Raw genomic sequence first — 19233 nt, forward strand, 5'->3', positions numbered from 1 at the left:
ATTTCAATAAGGTCGCCTGTTTCATCAAGCCCTCCGGATTTTCAAGATTTATATCAAACCTAATAATACCATATACTGGAATGATAGAGATCATTAGAATAGTTAAAACAAATAGAACTGCTTTTACTAGAAAAGCAGTTCCTCTTGCAGCATGTTATTTATTAACCAGTCTTAGTAGTTTAATTATTATAATTTCCACTTAAACCATCGCCCGTGACCATCGGTTTCAGCAAGCGTCAGCTTATTCTCAATACCGTTTACATAATAATCAAGATGAAGATCCCTATCCCATAGGTTATTGTACAGGTGGAACACCTCTCTTACTTTACCAAGCTCCTGTATATATTCGAGCAGCTTTATCTTCGTTTCAGAAGGAAATTGATTAGCCGCATGCGTATGAAAAATACATACTGTCGAGTCATTCGATATTTTCGAGATGATCTCCGGCAGAAGGGCAACTCCGTCTCCCTCCATCAATTCCACTTTGTATTTCGCTAAATAATCCGCTGCCGCTTCGAAATAAGCGATCCGCTCTTTATGCTCCGGCCAAATCAGCGATTTTAGCCAAAGATAATCATCCGGTTGATCCAGGTTATTGACATGCAGATCTATTCCGATTCTTGCTGCTACAGGAGGACTTGTTTTATGAAATAACGGCTGTTTATCCCCTTTAATCTCTGAACGGATAATAAGAGCCGCATGCTCTTGGCCATACTCTAGATCAGGTTTAGGCTGATAGGAATAGCTGTATTTATCCCAAAGTAGCTGCACGCCGGCGCTTGTGCCAATTTCAATCAGAGACAGCGGTTTTTGCGTAAGCCCATGAATATGGCAAAAGCTTGGATACAAATAGGCGCAACGCCGCACTTCATTCGTCTGGACCAGTTTGGTTCTCAGAAGATGAGTAATCTCGACCGCGTACTGTTCGCAAAATAACTTAAACCATTTAAATGCGCCGGATGTATCCTTTGGTTCAGTCACAATACTTGGATAATACAAAGCGAGCTCATGGTCCGTGCCTTGCAAGAGCAAATAATGAACAGCTCCAAGCAAGAGATTAGGCGCCGGTTGTCCCGGCTTGGAATGAGCTGCAAGCTCCAGAAGCGTTGGATCATCCGCTATTTGGCTTGCCAAGTGTTCATAAAGAATGCTGGAATCCTTGCATTCCCTTTCCGCAAAACGTCTAAATTGCCCGGAAAGCACCTGAGTATCCACCATACGCACCACCTTCTTTCAGATAGGGGTATGATACCATGCGGCTTTGATAAACAATGCTTTAATGTTTTTATCCGGATTATAAATATTAATTATCACGTACTGCCTCTAGGTTAGAAAAGGCAGCCAATCGGCTGCCCCCTGCTAGTTCGTTCTTTTCCAGCTATCCTTGAGAGGAACAATACGATTAAACACCAGTCTGCCGTTGGCATAATGCTTCCTGTCAACGCAAAAATAACCGTGGCGGAAGAACTGGAATTTGTCCTCGGGACGGGCATGTTGAACGATGGCTTCCATGAGAACATCCTTACCATGAACGATGGATTCGGGGTTAATCCTGGATATCCAATCTTCGTTGTCCTTCGGAGAATCCTCATTTAGAAGCAGCTTTTCGTATAGATTCACATCCGCCTTCACGCAGTGGTCAGCGGAAACCCAATGGATCGTTCCCTTCACCTTTCGTCCGGTAAACCCCGAGCCACTCTTCGTAGCCGGATCGTAGGTACAGCGCAGCTCCATCACTTCACCGGTATCAGGATCCTTGACAACCTCTTCGCATCGGATAAAATAAGCTCCCTTAAGCCTAACCTCGCCGTTCGGAATTAGCCGGTGAAAGCCTTTCATTGGCTCCTCCATGAAGTCGTCACGCTCAATAAATATCGTTCTTGAGAAAGGGACTTCTCTGACTCCCATTGCCTCGTTTTCGCTGTTATTTTCAATCGACAGCCATTCAGCTTCATCCTCCGGATAGTTCGTTATTACAACCTTTAAAGGCTGCATAACTGCCATAATGCTCATGGTTTTCGCTTTTAGATCCTGCCTGACGAAATGATCCAACAGCGAAATATCTACGGTGCTTTGCGTTCGAATGCTCCCGATCTCATCAATAAAGTTACGAATGCTCTCTGGCGTGTAGCCTCTTCGTCTTAATCCACGAATGGTCGGAAGTCTGGGGTCATCCCAGCCGTCTACGAAGCTGCCCTCCACCAGCTGTCTCAGAAACCGTTTGCTCGTTACTACTCCCGTTAGGCTTAACCGGCCGAACTCTCTTTGACGCGGAGGCTCAGGTGTCTTACGTTCATTCAGGACCCATTCGTATAGCGGCCGATGATCTTTGAATTCGATGGAGCATAGGGAGTAGGTGATCCCTTCAATCGCATCCTGAATCGGATGGGCAAAATCATACATCGGATAGATGCACCATTCACGCTTGGTCCTGTAATGTTCCGCGTAGATAATACGATACAGAACCGGATCGCGCAGATTGATATTTGGCGATGCCATATTTATTTTTGCTCGCAGAACCTTTGAGCCGGCAGGGAATGCGCCATTTTTCATCCGCTCAAACAGCTCCAGGTTTTCCTCCACGGAGCGATCCCGATATGGGCTGTTCCTCCCCGGCTCCGTTAACGTCCCCCGATACTCGGATAACTGCTCCGGTGTCAGGTCGCACACATACGCTTTGCCTTGTCTGATTAATGAGATTGCAGCATTATAAATTTCGTTCGCATAATCCGATCCGAAATAAATATGATCCCGGGGATCGTAACCAAGCCACTTGATGTCTTCAATAATCGCATCAACATACTCGATATCTTCCTTAAGCGGATTCGTATCGTCAAAGCGTAAATGAAAAGCACCTTTATAATGCTGAGCAACCGTATAATTCATATGAATCGCGTAGGCGCTGCCGATATGAAGATAGCCATTGGGCTCCGGCGGAAACCTCGTCGTCATCTCCCTGCTAAAAGGCTTCTGCTCCAGCTCCTCGTTGATAAGTCTAAGCATGTGGTGATCCGCTGCATGTTCCTTGGGGTTTTCCATTGCCTACTCCTCCTACAATTTAATCACGAAGCAAAACAAAAAAACTTCACCTCCAAGACAGTTTGTCTTGGGGACGAAGTTTCGCGGTGCCACCCCAGTTTATTAATATGTCGCCACATTAATCTCTTCAAGTACGGCATTGCCTGGCAATGCTTATACCCTAGCCCTGTAACGGGAGCACCCGTCATGCCATCACCGGTAAAGGATCCCGCATGCTGCTCAGAGGCTTGTTTCGGGGAATGGTTCTCTGCTCCTTCTCAGCTTACGGAGCTCTCTGTTCGAGAACGGTTTTCCACTACTCTTCTCGTCATCGCGTTTAGATAATTCCTTACATGATACAAATAATCCCCTTATTTGTAAACCTTATTCCGCTTATCTGCTCTCCGCATGGAGCCACTGTTCTATTTCAGATATTCTGTCTGCATAACGTTTGATCGCATTTAGGGTTATGGCAACTTGTTCGGTTCCCATCCGCTGTTCCTTGTCATCCGAGCATTCCATCCATAATGACCGCTTTAAATTATAGTCCAGCCAGCCTAGCATTCCTGCAAATCCGGTCGCCAATACCGTTTTCCAATCGGCTTGTATCGGTCCGTATTTCTTCCTATAACCCCTTACAAATGCCGAAAATCTTTCCTTATCTATGTTGCCCGTCTCAGTTTCTGACCAGTAAATTGCCGTTTCCGTTAAACTCTGCATGGGATTAATAGGTCCCGAGGCTTCCCAATCAATCAAGATGGGCTGATCATGGTTCCATAATACATTCTTGGAATCCAGATCCAAGTGACTAATAACGGTATCATGCTCAAGCAGCTTAACCGCCTTATTAGCTTTTGCATGCCAATCGCACAACTGATCCGCCGTTTCGAGCAAGATCGGAACCCACGCTGCCTTATTTAACTGCCCTTGTTGCAAGTAATGCTTCCAATCTATGGGCTGTACATCACCTAAGCCGTCTTTGGCGAGGCCAAGCCCGGATAAATCCGCCATATGTATGTCCGCAAGAATAGCGCCTATTTTCTCACAGTGAATCTTGTTTATTTCATCCGGCTTCAGACTTTTGCCTTCTACCCAATCAAACACGAGATAATATTGACTATCCATTTGTTGCAAAGAATTACCTTTGAACTGCATTGCTGGAATAGCAGGAACATGATTGGCAGCCCTATTCGCAATTTGTTCTGAATGGATGAAGTTGAGCTTGGCCTTGGGTCTAGTCATCACCTGAGGATTTAATGCTTTGACGGCATATTTCCCTTGCGTGGTTTCAATTGCATACATTCTATGCAAAAGCCCTCCCGTAACTGCTTCCGGCGTACGAACCATTTCCCCTAGCTGTAGTAGCTTGCACAGCTCCTCAAACCTCAGATTGTATTGTCCTTCACCCAATTCCCTTCCCTCCCGCAGCCGCTTTAGCTTTAGCTTTCAATTGTACTTAAAGCAAACATGATCTCAGCCTCACAGACGATTTCTTCGCTAACCATGGCGGTGCCTCTTCCTTTGACGATCTGCCCCTTTACTCGCGTGACTTCAAAAATAAGACAAAGTTGATCGCCCGGGTTAACCTGCCGTCTAAAGCGGCAATGATCGATTCCGGTCAATAAACCAATTCTATTCTTATTGCCCTCGGCATTGTTCATTACAATTCCGCCAAGCTGCGCAAGCGCTTCTACGATTAAGACTCCAGGCATGACGGGATAGCCGGGAAAATGACCAGGAAAATAGGGCTCGTTGATTGTCACATTTTTAATGCCAACCGCTCTTTTCCCCTCTTCCATCTCCAATACTTTATCCACTAGCAGAAATGGATATCGATGAGGAATAGCACCTTCAATATGAAGCATGGACAGCCTCCTTCTTTCTGCTATATACCTACGGTTGTTATCGGTGCGTGATAAGCCAGCAACCGCCTTGGCTCCTCCCGATCAGGGAACTTCACTAGAAATTCCGTATCCATTCCTTGTCCCATGATTCCAACAATCTCACCTGTGCCATATTTACGGTGCCATAAATCTTGAGAATGTCTTCCTCTGTTATAGGTTATTCTCACTGTTTATCCAATGATCTGCCTTTGTAATATGAAGATCATAACTCATAGCACCATTCCCCCGCTTATTAGAAAGGTAATATAATACACATCTTTTTTTAACGCTATATACTTCAAGAGCAACAAAAAAACCACCCGCTCCTGATCGACAGCACCGTGCCATGCTTGAAGCGGTCATCAGCTATAAAAGGAACATAGCCTCGATATCCATAGGTCAATTCACCCCGATAATAAACATCCGTTCCTTTAACAACAATAAATCTATGCTAGCTAAATACTTACCTATCGTGCTTATTGTCTAATTATGAAATAGGTGGTTTGGCGAAGCGCAGCGTGTGTAATACTATATTGATACATCAATTTCCAGACGAGGTGATAGTTATGAATCCTAATTCAAATCATCAAGAAGCAATCGAGAAGGTGCGGGAATTAATTAAAGACATAAAAATCGCGATGCTCACGACGGTATCCGAGGAGGGTCTGGTATCACGTCCGATGAAGACGCAGGATGTCGAATTTGACGGCAGTCTGTGGTTCCTGACGAAGAAGGATACGGATAAATTCCATGAGCTGTTCAGAAACAAGCAAGTTAATGTTGCCTACGCGGGCAAAGCGTTCGTCTCCATCCGAGGAGAAGCGGAGCTTGTGGAAAGCGCCGAGAAAGTAAAAGAGTTCTGGAACAAAGCTTACGAAGAAATACTGGAGACCACCTACGATGACCCGAACCTTGTACTAATTAAGGTCAATGCCGACGCCGCGGAGTATTGGGATGCCGGCAATATGTTCAAGATGGCCAAGTTCTTATTTAATAGATTGATGGGGAAAAACACAGAAGGTACAGAGCTGAACCAGACCGTGGAGTTGAATTAGACCGCAAAGCCTGTTGAGTAGTTCTCAACAGGCTTATTGCGTACCAGGCTGGGTCAGACATCCGACCTAAGAAGGCCGTAATGCCTTAAATCCTCATAGACTTCCCCTTTACGGATATGATTGCGCAGAACTCCTTCGAATTTCATTCCAATCTTCTCCATCACCTTATACGAGGCCGGATTCCGGGTCATTGCAGCGGCATATACGCGGTTTAACCCAAGCTCTTCATAAGCGAACTGTAAGACCTTTGACGCTGCTTCACTGCAATATCCGCTTCTCCAATACGGCTTGCCGATCCAATATGCCAATTCTGCCATGTTATGTGCCTTATTGATATGCAGACCGATAACACCAAGAAAAGCCCCATCTTCCGTACGTATTGCGGCGAAGGAATAGCCATCCCCTCGTTCTGACGCTTCCCGCCTTGCATGTATAAAAGGAAGAGCAGCACCTGCAGGATAGGGATGCGGTATTCCCAAAGTGGTATCTGCTACCTCTCTGTCTCCCGCCAGCTTTTCAATGCATTCCGCATCAGCGGCTTCAAGCATTCTCAAGGTTAGCCTTTTTGATACTAGTACCTGGTTCATTTGAGATCCCTCCATGTTTGGATAAAAGTTAGAAAACGGAAAAAAGCCCCATCCCTTAAGGGACGGAGCTGCTCCGCGTTACCACCCAAATTGACGTAAAAACGTCCTCTTAGTCATCGTCCATCAATGATGCTTCTCGATAACGGTAGAATTCCGAGCCAGTCTACTATTCTTTCGATGGCCTGCTCTGAGGTGATTATTCCACCCGGATATCCGCTGCCTCGCACCAACCGGCAGTTCTCTTCATGGCATCTCCGCATGTACTTGTCCTCTTCATCGCATTTTCGTATGAATTAGATACACTATATATTTACAAGAAAATTCTGTCAATAAAGAAATTTCAAGGAATTTCGGTTTCAAAATGGGGGTAATGCAAAAAACAGCTCCTCTAGGGTAGAGGAGCCGTTTTTCGCGATAGCTAACAAGCTTTATTTCTCAATCTTAATCCAAGCAATCATCGGTTTGGAATTGCCTGCTTTCACCGCTTTCACAATGATCTCGCCGTTCACGGCCGAGATATTCTCGAACAACTTGGATTCGCGGTTCGAGCCAATGACATAATTGCTCAGCTTGATTTCGCCGTTAATCGTCACATTCATATTCCGGTCGCTTGCCTTCCATGGATCATAGAAGCCAACCGTTACCTTATACGTTCCCTCCGGCAATTGGAAGCGGTACGCAAGTCCTTTGCCGTTCTCGTTGCCGTCATATTGGCGGATTGTTTCATAAGCGTCTACTGGAGAAGTTTGAGCCCAAGTCTGACCGTTATCCGCCTCGTACCCCCACTTCATGCCTGTAATCGGATCCAGGCCGTACTCCTGCTCCTCTTGCGACTGGAATACTCCAAGCACTTCACCAGCTTCCAGCGTACCCGGCGTTCCATCCCCTGCATCAACGTAGTAGACGACCGAATTACTCGAGTTTGGCGTTGCGTCTATCGCGGCGGATTCCGACTGCACCGTCCCGCGTACCGCAACTACCTTGAACGAGTATGCCGTATTGTTCTGAAGCCCCGTTACGATAGACGAGCCGGCTGCTGCAGCCACCTCCGTCGCAGTGCCTCCGCTCTTCGGAGCATAACGGATGAGGTAGCTGTCCGCGCCGTCAACTTCTCTGTACTGGAGCACGACCTGACCGTCGCCTTCCTTGATCTGATAGATTTCGGGAGCTGCCGTCAGATTCTCCGGTTCTCGGGCAATCTGCAGATAAGCGAATTGCGCATCCGCCCAGCTATGAAGACCAACACGTCCGCTGGTATACGTTGTATCGTTCACGTCAAAGATTTTGCTGCCGTCCAGATAGGCCTCGATATGCTTGCCGTTTAACCGGACTTCCATTTTATAATACTCGCCTAGTTTCGCGGAGAACGGAACCGGCTCGGCCAGGTTTTGTCCATCCCGGCGAAGCACGAGAATGCCGTTCTCATAACCAAACATGTATCCCTTCGAGTAGCTGCTGCCGCGGAACGCAATACCCCAGTCCGCTTCGCCTAAAGCATGCTTGGCAACAGCTGTAATGTTGCCGTCAATCACCGTCAGATTATTAACGCCAAGCTCACCGCGGTTATTGCCGCCGGAAGCATGCATGAGCAGTCCGCCCTCCATAACCCATTTGCTAACCTCTTGGGTGTAGCCGGAAAGATTACCGCTTGCAAAATCATCCTTGAACCGGACTTCTCCGGCTTTAGGCGTAACTGTCGCTTCGGCATAACCGGTTCCTTTACCTCCTTTGCCAATCGTCGATACGCGAACCGTAAAGGCCTTGCCGTTCGTTAAGCCTGTAAGTAACGTTTTGTTGCTGCTGATTTGCTGGATATCATTATTCAGCGAAGTTTGCACCGTATAACCAGCTGCTCCTTCAACAGCGCCAAAGGTAAGCAAAGCTTCTCCGTTGCCCGGAATAACGACCAGCTTGCCCGGCGCTGCAATGTCGGGCTGGACTTTAAACTCCGCCGTTGGCCGGCTGGAGTTATTGCCGTCTACGGCTTCGACTACGCCGTAATATGCTTTTCCGTTAGTAAGCCCGCTGATCTGAATTTTCCCGTCCGCTGCTTGAGTCAGGTATTGTTGATCGTATTTCCCTTGCTTGGTGCCATAGCGGACACGGTAAGCAGGAACGCCGATTTGAGTATTGTAGGCAATGGTAAAGCCGCCATCGCTTCCCGTTGCTGTAACCCCGGTTGGAGCCAGTAGTTTGGGCGTTCCGTAAGTACGTTTGGATGTCGGCCCATAGCCATTATCATTTCCTGCGCGTACCGTGACGTCATATTGTTCGTCATTCTTCAGACCTTGCAGGATAAAAGAGTCCGTGGACAAATTCGACAGCTTCACTACTATTTTGTCATTCTTGATGCCGTATTCCACTTCGTATTTGTAAGCGCCTTTTGGTGCTTTAAAATCGACCTTCAGCCCTTTGTTCAGCGACTCAACCTTTACAAGCTGAGGAGCATCCGGCTTCTTGTTTTCTTTAACAACGTCACCGTTCAGCGTCACAATCGAGCGCGCGGGAATGACTGTGTCGAATGTTCCGTCTGCCGAAGCAGGGATATCCGCTCCTCTGGTCAAATCTTTATCAGCCGATGTCACGTAAGGCTTCAGCACATTAACCGCCTCATGCTTGTCGATGCCGCTTAATTCCACCTTGATATGCTGCTCTTTGGCGCTGTCGTTGACAAACACCGTTGTAACGGTATTTTCGCCCTCATGCTTGTAAGCCGATCCTAGCAGCACGTCGTTGCGCGCATCCTCATCAAGTCCAGTCAAAGCCACACGCTCGGCGCCGGGACGGATAAATTTACTGTAGTTGCCAAGCGTCCAGAACATTTTGGAGGTGAGGATATTCTGCTCATCGCCAGGGTTATGGTAGTCCGTATAGATCAGACCGTCCTTGTAATCTCCTGCCGATACGGCCGTCCACCACTGCCATGCGGAAGCATTTGCTCTCGCCAGATCGAAATGGATCGTCTTCGCAATATGGAGCGCCGGATCGATGCCAAGGTCTCGGCCCGGACCGTAATCTCCGAGAATGCAATACTCGCTCACCCAGTAGACAGCTTCACGGTCGTATTTGTTCAGATTGGAGAACAACAGATCTCTTAATGTTCCAAGACGATCATCTCCCGGATTGCTGTAATCCGACCAGTAGGAGTGGGAAGCGATATGATGGCCAACCGCTTCCTGAAGCTCCGGATCGCCAAGCAGGTCTTTAATATATTCGCGGTACTTGCCAACGCCAAGGCTGTTGGATCCGCCCGAATATTTCTCTTGTCCCGAGAATGATTTGAACACTTCGTCGTCCAGTAAAGCCGTGATCTCAACGCCGTCAGGCGCGCTGATCTGCGTCTTCAGCCCTTTCTCCTGCAGTTGGCTGTAAAGCTCGAGAATAACTCGCTTAATATCGTCATTGTTATAACGGTTGCCTTCCTGTCCTGCCTTGTTCCAGTCCCAGGTTGGTTCGTTAATGGGGCTGATATAGTTCAGATTAATCCCTAGCTTCTTGAAATGCGCGATGACATCGGTCAGGAAGGTGGCGAATTCATCCTCATACCCTTCCTTCAGGTTGGTTGAGCCAACCGTTGCATCCGGCTGGGCATGACCGTTCTTCGTCATCCATACCGGCGGGCTGTTGACAAAGCCGATAAGCGTATCCACGCCACGATCCTTCGCCGCCTTCAGAAACCATTGCTGACCCGCCTGCTTGCTCCAGTCATAGGCACCGTCTTCCGTGGCTTTGAACGTTTCCGCGCGGCGCCATGGATCCGTAATAATCGTTTTGTCCGTCTCCGTGGAGCCGGCTCCGATATTGAAGCGCCAAGCGGTTAAGCCGATTCCCTTGTCTCTGGTGAAGAGCAAATCCGCTACGCGTGATTTATTCGCGTCAGTCCAGTTCTTGCCGAGCTGCTCCATCGACCAGGCATCGGATGCGCCGAAGTTATCGATTTTCTGGAAGGTGGTTGATGCGTCTACCTTCACTACCGCATCGTACGCAACTGCCGGCTTTGCAGCCTCGGCGGCAAAGGTTGGACTTCCGAATGAGGTAAGGCTGATTACGGTACCTAGCATCGCGGCAGCAGTGCTTTTCTTAAGCTTGAACGGTTTCAATCGTCTTCCCCCTCAATTAAATTGATCGATCCTAATTAAGAAAACGGTTTCATGAAACCGGTTTCTTAATCCTTCAAAAAGATGGAGCGCTTCATCTGATCAAGGCTCCACGCTCTCGATTTTACTTCCTGCCACTTCCCGTCACATCCTACTTAACTCCCAATATTTCCAGTATAAAGCCGTTATTTTTGTCTGATTATGTTGGATTAACATAAAGAAAAAGCAGCCGTTGGCTGCTTTTGAACATCTATCTTCTTATCTACTAAGGACGGGATAAGGCTCTTTCCGTTTCACTTAACGATTGTTCATAATTCTCAATCTTGGAGTCAAGCCTTTCCATCGTCTCCACCATCTCCACAATTCTAAGACGAAGCTGCTCCCGCTGCTCGATCAGCAGCTCTTTTCTCGTGTTTAGGGTGCTTTCGCCTTGTTGGGTCAGGTTAACATATTCAATTAAAGCCTCAATAGGAAGACCGGCACTCCGCATACATTTAATGAATTCAACCCATCTCAGGTTATCCTCCGAATACTCCCTGATGCCGTTATTATTGCGGTTAACGGGAGGAATAAGTCCGATCCGTTCATAATAACGAAGCGTATCCTGCGACAGCTCGAACTTCGCGCTTACCTCTGCCATTCTCATGCGGATTGTCCCTCCTGTATTAAATCTAGCACTTCTAGTTTAACACTTACAGGGTGGAAATATCGATAACAAACCGGTAACGGACATCACTGCGCTGCACGCGTTCATAAGCTTCCTCTACTTGATCCGCGCTAATTCGCTCGATTTGCGGCTTGATCCCGTGCTCGGCGGAGAAGTCCAGCATCTCCTGCGTCTCGCGGATCCCGCCTACAAGCGAGCCGGCCAGACTGCGCCGATGCATGATCAGGGAGAAGGCCCTATAGGTGTCGGGTTCCGAAGGCGCGCCTACATTAACTAGTGTTCCATCCACGCGCAGCAAGGAAAGATACGCATCTACATTCAGGTTCGCAGACACGGTATTCAAGATCAGATCAAAGCGGCTTGCCAGCTCTTTGAATGTACCGGGATCGCTTGTCGCGTAGTAATGATCCGCGCCAAACGCCTGAGCTTCTTCTTTCTTGCTCATCGATTGGCTCAATACGGTCACTTCGGCGCCGAGAGCATGCGCGTATTGTACGGCCAGGTGACCAAGTCCGCCCATGCCAACGATCGCGACCTTTTTGCCAGGACCCGCATTCCAATGCTTCAGCGGCGAATACGTCGTGATTCCGGCACATAACAGCGGGCTTGCCACATCAAGACCCAGGCTGTCCGGAATGCGGACAACGAATCTTTCGGTCACGACGATTTTCTGGCTGTAACCGCCGTAAGTCGGCTGTCCGTCATAGTCCAGCGAATTATAGGTGCTTACTACGCCTTTTGTACAGAACTGCTCTTCGCCCCGGAGACAGTATTCGCAGTCCCCGCAGGAATCCACGAAGCAGCCCACGCCAACGCGATCGCCAACGGCAAATTTGGTAACCGCGGATCCCACGGCCTCCACGACACCCGCGATTTCATGACCGGGAACCAGCGGGAAAAGAGCTTCGCCCCATTCGCCGTAGGCGGTATGGATGTCAGAGTGGCAGATACCGCTAAATTTTATATCGATCAAAATATCATCCGGACGTAATGCTCTGCGCTCGATTGTTGTTTTCTCAAAAGGCGCTTTTGCACTTGAAACGCTCAAAACATGAGATTTGCACATGGGTTTCTCTACTCCTTCTTGGCTGGGGGATTTAGACACAATCGGAGTATACATGATGGAGTTAACTCCAAGTCAACAGGACTTCTTAACGGATTATTGCCGCAATTTTCATATTTTACCGTTTGCTTGCTCATAATAAGGAACAAACCTGGAATTGAAGATGGTGTGTCCTAACAATGAGCAACCTTACAAACGAACGAAGCGAGAAGAAGTTGATTACCGGACATATACAGGCCGATGTCTCTGCCATTCATGCCTATCTGTCGAATACGGAGGATTTCAAAACCCAGTCTCTCGCAACCAATATCGGTGCTTGCACCCTGGTTTATTTGGAGTCTCTCGCCAAAAAAGAATTTATTCAATCCCATATCATCCTCACTTTGATTGACACCGAGCCTTCTACAATAGAATCCTTGGCTACTGCATCCGGCGCCAAATCTTCTTCCGAGCTTTATGTCATTGGCCAAGCCTTGCTGGAAGGATATTGCGTTGTCCTGTTCGAGAACCATGCAAAAGCTTATCTGATTACAGCCGCTCAAACCCATAGCCGTTCCATTGACGAACCCTCAAACGAGCAAATCATTAAGGGCTCGCATGAAGGCTTCGTCGAAAGCTTGAGCACCAATCTTTATCTGCTTCGCTACAGGATCAAGAGCCCGCAATTAAAGGTAAAATACCTTTCGCTAGGGACTTTGACCAATACTACGGTAGCCATGGTCTATATGGAGAAGCTGGCCGATCCCAACATCGTGAAGGAATGCGAGAAGCGGCTGCAATCCATTCATCTCGAGCATTTATATTCAACGGGCGAAATCGATGAAATGATCGAGGAGCATCCGCTGTCTCCCTTCCCGCAAACGCTGCATACGGAGCGTACGGACCGGGCGGTATCCTACTTGATGGAAGGTAAAATCAACATATTGGTGGACGGGAATCCTATGGCTTTAGTTCTTCCGATCACCTTCTTCTCCTTCTACCAGTCACCGGATGATTATAACAACCGATGGATTACCGGCTCCTTTTACAGACTGGTCCGGATGATCAGCTTTATGCTGGCCATCAGCCTGCCTGCCATCTATATCGCGATCGTGTCGTTCCATTCGGAAGTGCTTCCTCCAGGCATTCTATATTCCGTTAAGGTCTCTTTAACCTATGTTCCGTTTCCCCCGATTGTCGAGGCTATTGCGATGCAGCTTATTCTTGAATTATTGAAGGAGGCTGCCATCCGGCTCCCTTCCCCCATTGCCCAAACGATCGGAATCGTGGGAGGCTTGGTTATCGGAACGGCTGTCGTGGAGGCTCATCTTGTCTCTCATACGATGATTGTCGTGATTGGACTGACAGCTATAGCATCGTTTACGGCTCCGCTTAATGAATTTGGAACCAGCCTTCGCATACTAGGCTTTCCGACCATGATTGCTGCCGCCTTATTTGGTTTCTTTGGGATATCCATGATGATGATGGTGATCTTTATCCATTTATGCAAAATCGAAACATTGGGCGTACCGTTCTTTGCGCCATTTGGCCCGTTTCGTGGCAGAGATGGGAAGAAGGATATCTTCTTGCGTCTGCCGGTATGGAAAACCGGGAAAGCCGGCAATAAACAGTCGTTCATCCAAAGGTGGAAGCTCCCTTGAATATCTCAATTACGAAGAACCAGCTGTTCTTTCTGATTATCAAAACCCAAATCGGAATAGGTTTGTTATCCCTGCCTTCAGTCATTCAGCATTCGGCTGGCGGTGATGCGTGGATATCGGTGCTGGGATCGGGACTAGCCATCCAGCTGTTGATCCTCGTGTATTGGCATTTGTGCAAAAGGTATCCGGGAATGAACTTGAGCGAAATGACGATCGTTTTTTTCGGCAGCTATATCGGCAGATCCGTCAATGCCATTTATTACTGTTTTTTTGTGATCATTGCCGGATACGCCTGTACGCTTTATGTCCGTCTGATCAAGGTCTGGCTGCTGCCGCTGACTCCTGGCTGGGTGCTGCTTCTGCTTATTATCGGAGTAAGCATTTATCTTGCGCTTGAGGATTTGCGCGTTATCGCCAGATTTTATCAGCTCGCCGCCGTATTGTTTGTTTTATTGTTTGTCATCAGCCTCGCAACCTTCTCGAATGACATCCATCTCTCCAACATTTTGCCCGTGGGTCAGTCCGATATCTCGCAGATCATTAGCGGGAGCGAGAAGACCTTCTTCGCCATGCTGGGCTTTGAGGTCATTCTTTATTTCTCGGCGCAGGTGAAAGATACGCCATCCGGTATATTGAAAACGATCACGATGGCCAACTGGTTCGTCACGTTGTTCTACTCCTATTTTGTCTTTATTTGCTTGATCGGCTTCAGCCAAGAGGCTTTATCCAAGGTGAAGGAGCCCGTGTTGTTCCTGCTCAGGGGACTAACCTTTCAGCTGTTTGACCGGTTGGATCTGATCTTCTTAACCATCTGGATCATTCCTATGTCTGCAACAATCGTTTCTTATTTCTGTCTGGCCGGGAAAAGCCTTGCAACGAGCAAGAAAGGATATCAGCGATTAGTGTGGATCAGCGGGTTACTGGTTCTGCTGGTAGGCAGCTATCTGTATAAACAGGAGAATATGGAATCCATCAGCCAATGGATTGAATACGGCTATCTCCTCATGATCGTTGCAGTACCCCTACTCATGTGGATATTGTCCTTCTTATTCAGGAGCCGGCACAAGAGGAGATTAACATGAAAAAAACGATAAAAAAGTGGCTGCCCGCCGTTTGGATAGGGCTCTTATCCTTGTCGGTCTCCGGCTGCTGGGACATCCACTATCTGGTCAATAAAAAAATCGTGAACGGGATCTCGCTGGATAAGCAGGAGAACGGACAGCTGCGGGGAACCGTCAAAGCGATTATTCTGGAAAGCAAAGGCGGCGGACAGTTCAATGTCAAGGATAAAGTAGCCCAAGCAACGGGAGGCAATCTCCCGGAGATTGGGCATAAAATTGACAGTATGCTGCCAGGTACAATCGAAGCGAATAAAGCATTTGTCATTATTATCGGCGATGAGCTTGCCAAGCAAGGGATTATGCCCGCTTTGGAATTCTTTTACCGGCTCCCCAAGGCCTACCTCAACACCAAAGTGTTAATTGCCAAAGGCAACGCCGCTGAAATCTTAAACGTTTCTCTGCTGGAGAATAACCCTATAGCCTTTGATATCAAGCAAATGGTGCAGGGCTCGGAACGAACGACGCTCGTACCTGACCAAACCTTGTATTCGTTGTGGAACCAGGTGTCCGATCCTGCGGAGGATACCGTGCTGCCGATGATTCGCAAGATAGACCACGACACTTTAGTCATTGACAGCACCGGGCTGTTTAACGGAGATATCTTTACCGGAATCACTCTTTCCCGAGAAGACAGCATTTTATTGCTGCTAATGAATGGCAAGCTTAGCAAGGTCGCATGGCTGGATATCCCGTTAGACCGCAAAAGCCATTCCGGCAAGGCCGATGTGGTTTCCTTCGAGGTTCGAAAGATAAAACGAAAGCTCGAGGTCTCCGTCAATAAAGATATGCAAGCGATAGAGAGCCATATACGGGTTGATTTGTACAGCAATATCGACAGCTATACGAGCAGTCCCGATTGGGAGATCGATTCGAAGCAGCTAAGCAAGGAATTGGAAACCATCCTGGATAAGCGAGCATCAAAGATTACCCGCCAATTGCTGAAAGCCAACTGCGACGCTTTTGGAATAGGGCGCAAACTGAAAGCAAGCCATACCGCCCTATGGAATTCGATCGACTGGAAGAGCAAATATCCTGAGGTGAAGCTAACAACGGAGATTCATGTTCACATCACAAGCACCGGCGCACTGAAATAAAGGAAGCCCATTCGTTGCATCCGTTGTCTTTCGTTGGCTTGAACCCGCAACCATGCCGTAATCATAAGAACAGGCTTACCGGGATGGCAGGCCTGTTCTTTCGTTTCGCTGTTTAAATGGCGCTGACAACTTCCTTGTTCTGAAGCAGCGCTACCAGATACGCCAGCGTTAACCCTTGACCCCAGCCTTGTACCCGCTTCTTTGAGATCACTTTGTAATCATCGGCCGTATACATCACGGCCGTACCGGCAGACACGTTACGGACCGAACCGTCTTCATCAATGTTGGCCAGGATGCCTTCATAAGCTTTAGCCATATAGTTCTGGTGCAGCGGATGCGCATAGATCGTCATGGCGGCGGCGATGCCGGAGGAGGCGGATGTCTCCTCATAGGAGGACTCATCGTTTAATACGGTACGCCAAAGTCCCTTTGGTGTCTGCAGTCTCACGAGCGAGCTTAATTGATCGCCAAGCGCCCCGCCAAGCTGCATCCACATCGGCATGAACGGATTGAGCATTTTGTGAGCTTGTGCCATCGTATACGCCGCCCATGCATTCGCTCTGCCCCAATAAATGCCGGACAGATGATCTCCCCTTACATTATCCCACGCATGATAGAACAGATTGGTCTTCGTGTCCTGCAAGTATTCCTCATGCCAATAAAATTGATTAAGCGCATCATCGATATATTCCTTCTTGTCCAGCTTGAAGCCCAGCCGAAGCAGGAAATAGGCCGCCATAAACAAGGTATCCGCCCACGCTTGCTCCGGAAAATCGTTTTTGGACGATACAGTATGCTGGAATACCCCTTCCCCGAATCGAATAGCATCCTTGCGCAAATATTCGGCCTTCATCAATGCCAGATCCATGTATTTCTGATCGCCGGTCGCTTCATGCAGCGTCAGCATCGTATGCCCCATCGCGCAAGAATTAACCATTAAAGCCGGCAGACCCAGCTCGAGATATTCGTCGACCCATTTCACCAGAAAATCAATATAATCCTGGTTCTTTGTTACTTCCCAGGCTTTGCTGATTCCGTAAAAAGCGACTCCGCAAGACCAGTTCCAGGTAAAATCCATGTTCATCGTTCTGCGGACAACAAGATTTATCAATTCCTTTACTTCTTCTTCGTTGCACTCGAATTTTTTCATCGCTATCCATCCTCCGATTGAAATCGCTCTCATGCCTTTAGATTAGCATGAATTTTAGAAGGATATCTCCGCATTTATGCACAATTACTCCTTAAACCCCGCAAATATTGATATAATCATGCTATCTATCTGATGTCTAAGAGAGGAGCCCTCCATGACCATTCAATCTCTTCCAAGCATCCTTCGGTACGGCTCGATTAGCGAACCGTTATGGATCGAATTTGACCGGAGAATCGGCTATCATTCCATGGATATTACCCACTATCATAGATCGTATGAGTTCTTTTATCTGTACACCGGGGAAAGGAAGTTTTTCATCCGCGACTCCGTGTATCATATCGGGGCGGGTGATCTCATCCTCGTTAATTCCAATGATGTCCATCGAACCTCCGAGCTGAGCCAGCCTAATCATGAACGGGTTGTCCTGCATTACGACCTGCCCTTCTTTGACGGATTATCGCAAGAGGAGAAGGAGCTGCTCTTGTCCCCGTTCTCGAGTGATTACCCCATCGTCAAGCTTAACCTGCAGGAACGAATGCAGCTTGAGGCGATGTTTGAATCCTTGCTGCGCGAGCTTAACGATGAACCCCCGGGTTATCGGCTGCACATTCGGAACATGGCTATCGAGCTGCTGCTGTTTACCGCCCGCCATGCCCGGAAGCGAAATTCGCCGCCAAGCGATGAGCTTACTCCCGTCCAGCGAAAAGTGACCGATATTATCCGCCATATTAATCTGCACTTCCGCGATCCTCTTCATCTGGATGAATTGGCCAAGCATTTTTTTATAAGCAAAGGTCATCTCAGCCGCGTCTTCAAGGAGGTCACCGGCTTTGGCTTCAGCCAATACATCAATATCACCCGGATCAAGGAAGCCGAACATCTTCTGAGGGAAACAGACTGGAGCATTACCGAGATATCCGAGCGCTGCGGGTTCGAGAACTTCTCCCACTTCGGCAAGGTGTTCAAGGAGCTGTCCGGGCTGTCCCCGCGGGCTTTCCGGAAGCTGGAGCTGAACAAGAACAATGGCTGAGCAGGTTCGAGCCTGTTCAGCCATTGTTATCTCAGATGCGCGATATATTCGAACGCGGTTGTTCCATACACGCTCTTGAAATGCTTGTTCATATGGGTTAAATCTACAAAGCCGCAAGCAGCCACGGCGGAATAAATATCCTTGTTTTTTTCGATGACCCGCTTGGCATGCTCTACCTTGCTGTTCAGAAAATACTGATAAGGCGAGATTCCGGTCTGAGCCTTAAACAAACGAATAAACTGATATTTGGATAAATGAAGCTCCTTGCAAATCTCATCCAGCTTAAGGACATGCTCCAGATTGGCATGGATCATCTCCTTGGCTTTTTGAACGAGAGCATTATCTTTTCTCATGTAATCGATCGAAAGATTGGATTGCGCAAGGCGGTCCGTAAGAGAGAGGAATAATTCCGTGCATAATGCCTCGTCTTTGCCGCCTAATATGGCATCCGATAAGCTTAATATTTTTTGCTCAAGCGACCGGTCGTAGACAATAGGATTTGAAAAACGCATCATTTCCTTCTTCTCTATCACTTCGAGCAGCAGCTCGGGCTCAATGTACAGCATGACGTAATCAAGTCCGGCCTTATCATGGGCCATTCCGTCATGCATTTGTTCCGGGTTGAACAGCATAATGCCGTTCTTATGGGATAACTGAAGACTGCCGTCCAGGTTATATTGCTGAATCCCCCGCAAGGTTACGCCAACCGCGTATTCCTTGTGCGCGTGCTTCTTATATTTAAACTCCGTCATGCTGGCAGACAAAGCCGTTATGCCGGCCGATTTTTTGTAAATAAATTTCTCCATTCCGCTAACCTCCCTCGTAAGC

At 47.9% G+C, this 19233-nt stretch carries 16 protein-coding genes and 2 other annotated features; of the genes, 5 read left to right on the forward strand and 11 right to left on the reverse strand.

Annotated elements, in window-relative coordinates; translation table 11 throughout:
• Nucleotides 1–186 precede the first annotated feature (186 nt).
• The 5 genes from M3194_RS04575 to M3194_RS31595 form a co-directional block, all read right to left on the reverse strand.
• Nucleotides 187–1218, reverse strand: a complete 1032-nt coding sequence (locus tag M3194_RS04575) for a DUF2332 domain-containing protein (RefSeq protein ID WP_251651891.1) — start codon at nucleotides 1216–1218, stop codon at nucleotides 187–189.
• 141 nt (nucleotides 1219–1359) lie between these two features.
• Nucleotides 1360–3039, reverse strand: a complete 1680-nt coding sequence (locus tag M3194_RS04580; protein ID WP_251651892.1) for a glutamine--tRNA ligase/YqeY domain fusion protein — start codon at nucleotides 3037–3039, stop codon at nucleotides 1360–1362.
• Between the two features lie 66 nt (nucleotides 3040–3105).
• Nucleotides 3106–3359: a binding site (T-box leader), on the reverse strand.
• A 52-nt stretch (nucleotides 3360–3411) separates the two neighbouring features.
• Nucleotides 3412–4428: a phosphotransferase enzyme family protein gene (locus M3194_RS04585; RefSeq protein WP_251651893.1), complete on the reverse strand. Its 1017-nt coding sequence runs from the start codon at nucleotides 4426–4428 to the stop codon at nucleotides 3412–3414.
• Nucleotides 4429–4457: 29 nt separating this feature from the next.
• Nucleotides 4458–4883, reverse strand: a complete 426-nt coding sequence (gene fabZ / locus M3194_RS04590) for a 3-hydroxyacyl-ACP dehydratase FabZ (protein WP_251651894.1) — start codon at nucleotides 4881–4883, stop codon at nucleotides 4458–4460.
• Nucleotides 4884–4903: 20 nt separating this feature from the next.
• A complete protein-coding gene (locus M3194_RS31595; protein ID WP_397334269.1) occupies nucleotides 4904–5089 on the reverse strand; it encodes a hypothetical protein in 186 nt (61 codons plus the stop codon).
• A gap of 378 nt (nucleotides 5090–5467) precedes the next feature.
• On the opposite strand from M3194_RS31595, the gene M3194_RS04595 reads away from it, so the two are divergent.
• Nucleotides 5468–5956 carry a pyridoxamine 5'-phosphate oxidase family protein gene (locus M3194_RS04595; protein WP_251651895.1) on the forward strand — a complete coding sequence of 163 codons (489 nt, stop codon included), beginning with the start codon at nucleotides 5468–5470 and terminating at the stop codon, nucleotides 5954–5956.
• A gap of 53 nt (nucleotides 5957–6009) precedes the next feature.
• On the opposite strand, the gene M3194_RS04600 is transcribed toward M3194_RS04595, so the two are convergent.
• From M3194_RS04600 to M3194_RS04615, 4 genes are all read right to left on the reverse strand, one after another.
• Nucleotides 6010–6543, reverse strand: coding sequence for a GNAT family N-acetyltransferase (locus M3194_RS04600; protein WP_251651896.1), 534 nt, complete (start codon nucleotides 6541–6543; stop codon nucleotides 6010–6012).
• 55 nt (nucleotides 6544–6598) lie between these two features.
• Nucleotides 6599–6829, reverse strand: a binding site (T-box leader).
• A 142-nt stretch (nucleotides 6830–6971) separates the two neighbouring features.
• Nucleotides 6972–10643, reverse strand: a complete 3672-nt coding sequence (locus M3194_RS04605) for a glycoside hydrolase (RefSeq protein ID WP_251651897.1) — start codon at nucleotides 10641–10643, stop codon at nucleotides 6972–6974.
• A gap of 262 nt (nucleotides 10644–10905) precedes the next feature.
• The gene (locus M3194_RS04610; RefSeq protein ID WP_251651898.1) at nucleotides 10906–11286 is read right to left on the reverse strand and encodes a MerR family transcriptional regulator; all 381 of its coding nucleotides are present in this window, start codon (nucleotides 11284–11286) and stop codon (nucleotides 10906–10908) included.
• Nucleotides 11287–11332: 46 nt separating this feature from the next.
• On the reverse strand, nucleotides 11333–12373 hold the full coding sequence (locus M3194_RS04615; RefSeq protein ID WP_251651900.1) for an NAD(P)-dependent alcohol dehydrogenase: 1041 nt from the start codon (nucleotides 12371–12373) through the stop codon (nucleotides 11333–11335).
• A gap of 176 nt (nucleotides 12374–12549) precedes the next feature.
• Between M3194_RS04615 and M3194_RS04620 the strand changes: the two genes are divergently transcribed.
• Genes M3194_RS04620 through M3194_RS04630 form a run of 3 tightly spaced genes read left to right on the forward strand, consistent with a single transcriptional unit; the run spans nucleotide 12550 to nucleotide 16225 of the window.
• Nucleotides 12550–14010, forward strand: coding sequence for a spore germination protein (locus M3194_RS04620; RefSeq protein ID WP_251651901.1), 1461 nt, complete (start codon nucleotides 12550–12552; stop codon nucleotides 14008–14010).
• Nucleotides 14007–15092: a GerAB/ArcD/ProY family transporter gene (locus M3194_RS04625; protein WP_251651902.1), complete on the forward strand. Its 1086-nt coding sequence runs from the start codon at nucleotides 14007–14009 to the stop codon at nucleotides 15090–15092. The genes M3194_RS04620 and M3194_RS04625 overlap by 4 nt, the downstream gene beginning before the upstream one ends.
• The gene (locus M3194_RS04630; RefSeq protein ID WP_251651904.1) at nucleotides 15089–16225 is read left to right on the forward strand and encodes a Ger(x)C family spore germination protein; all 1137 of its coding nucleotides are present in this window, start codon (nucleotides 15089–15091) and stop codon (nucleotides 16223–16225) included. Before M3194_RS04625 ends, M3194_RS04630 begins: the two co-directional genes overlap by 4 nt.
• 112 nt (nucleotides 16226–16337) lie before the next feature.
• Here the strand turns inward: M3194_RS04630 and M3194_RS04635 are convergent, their stop codons facing one another.
• Nucleotides 16338–17375: a glycoside hydrolase family 88/105 protein gene (locus M3194_RS04635; protein ID WP_251651905.1), complete on the reverse strand. Its 1038-nt coding sequence runs from the start codon at nucleotides 17373–17375 to the stop codon at nucleotides 16338–16340.
• 154 nt (nucleotides 17376–17529) lie between these two features.
• Here M3194_RS04635 and M3194_RS04640 point away from each other — a divergent pair, with 154 nt between their 5' ends.
• A complete protein-coding gene (locus M3194_RS04640; protein WP_251651906.1) occupies nucleotides 17530–18405 on the forward strand; it encodes a helix-turn-helix transcriptional regulator in 876 nt (291 codons plus the stop codon).
• A gap of 26 nt (nucleotides 18406–18431) precedes the next feature.
• On the opposite strand, the gene M3194_RS04645 is transcribed toward M3194_RS04640, so the two are convergent.
• A complete protein-coding gene (locus M3194_RS04645) occupies nucleotides 18432–19211 on the reverse strand; it encodes an AraC family transcriptional regulator (RefSeq protein ID WP_251651908.1) in 780 nt (259 codons plus the stop codon).
• Between the last annotated feature and the right edge of the window lie 22 nt (nucleotides 19212–19233).

This window comes from Paenibacillus glycanilyticus (assembly GCF_023715145.1).
GTDB classification, from domain to species: Bacteria; Bacillota; Bacilli; order Paenibacillales; family Paenibacillaceae; genus Pristimantibacillus; species Pristimantibacillus glycanilyticus_A.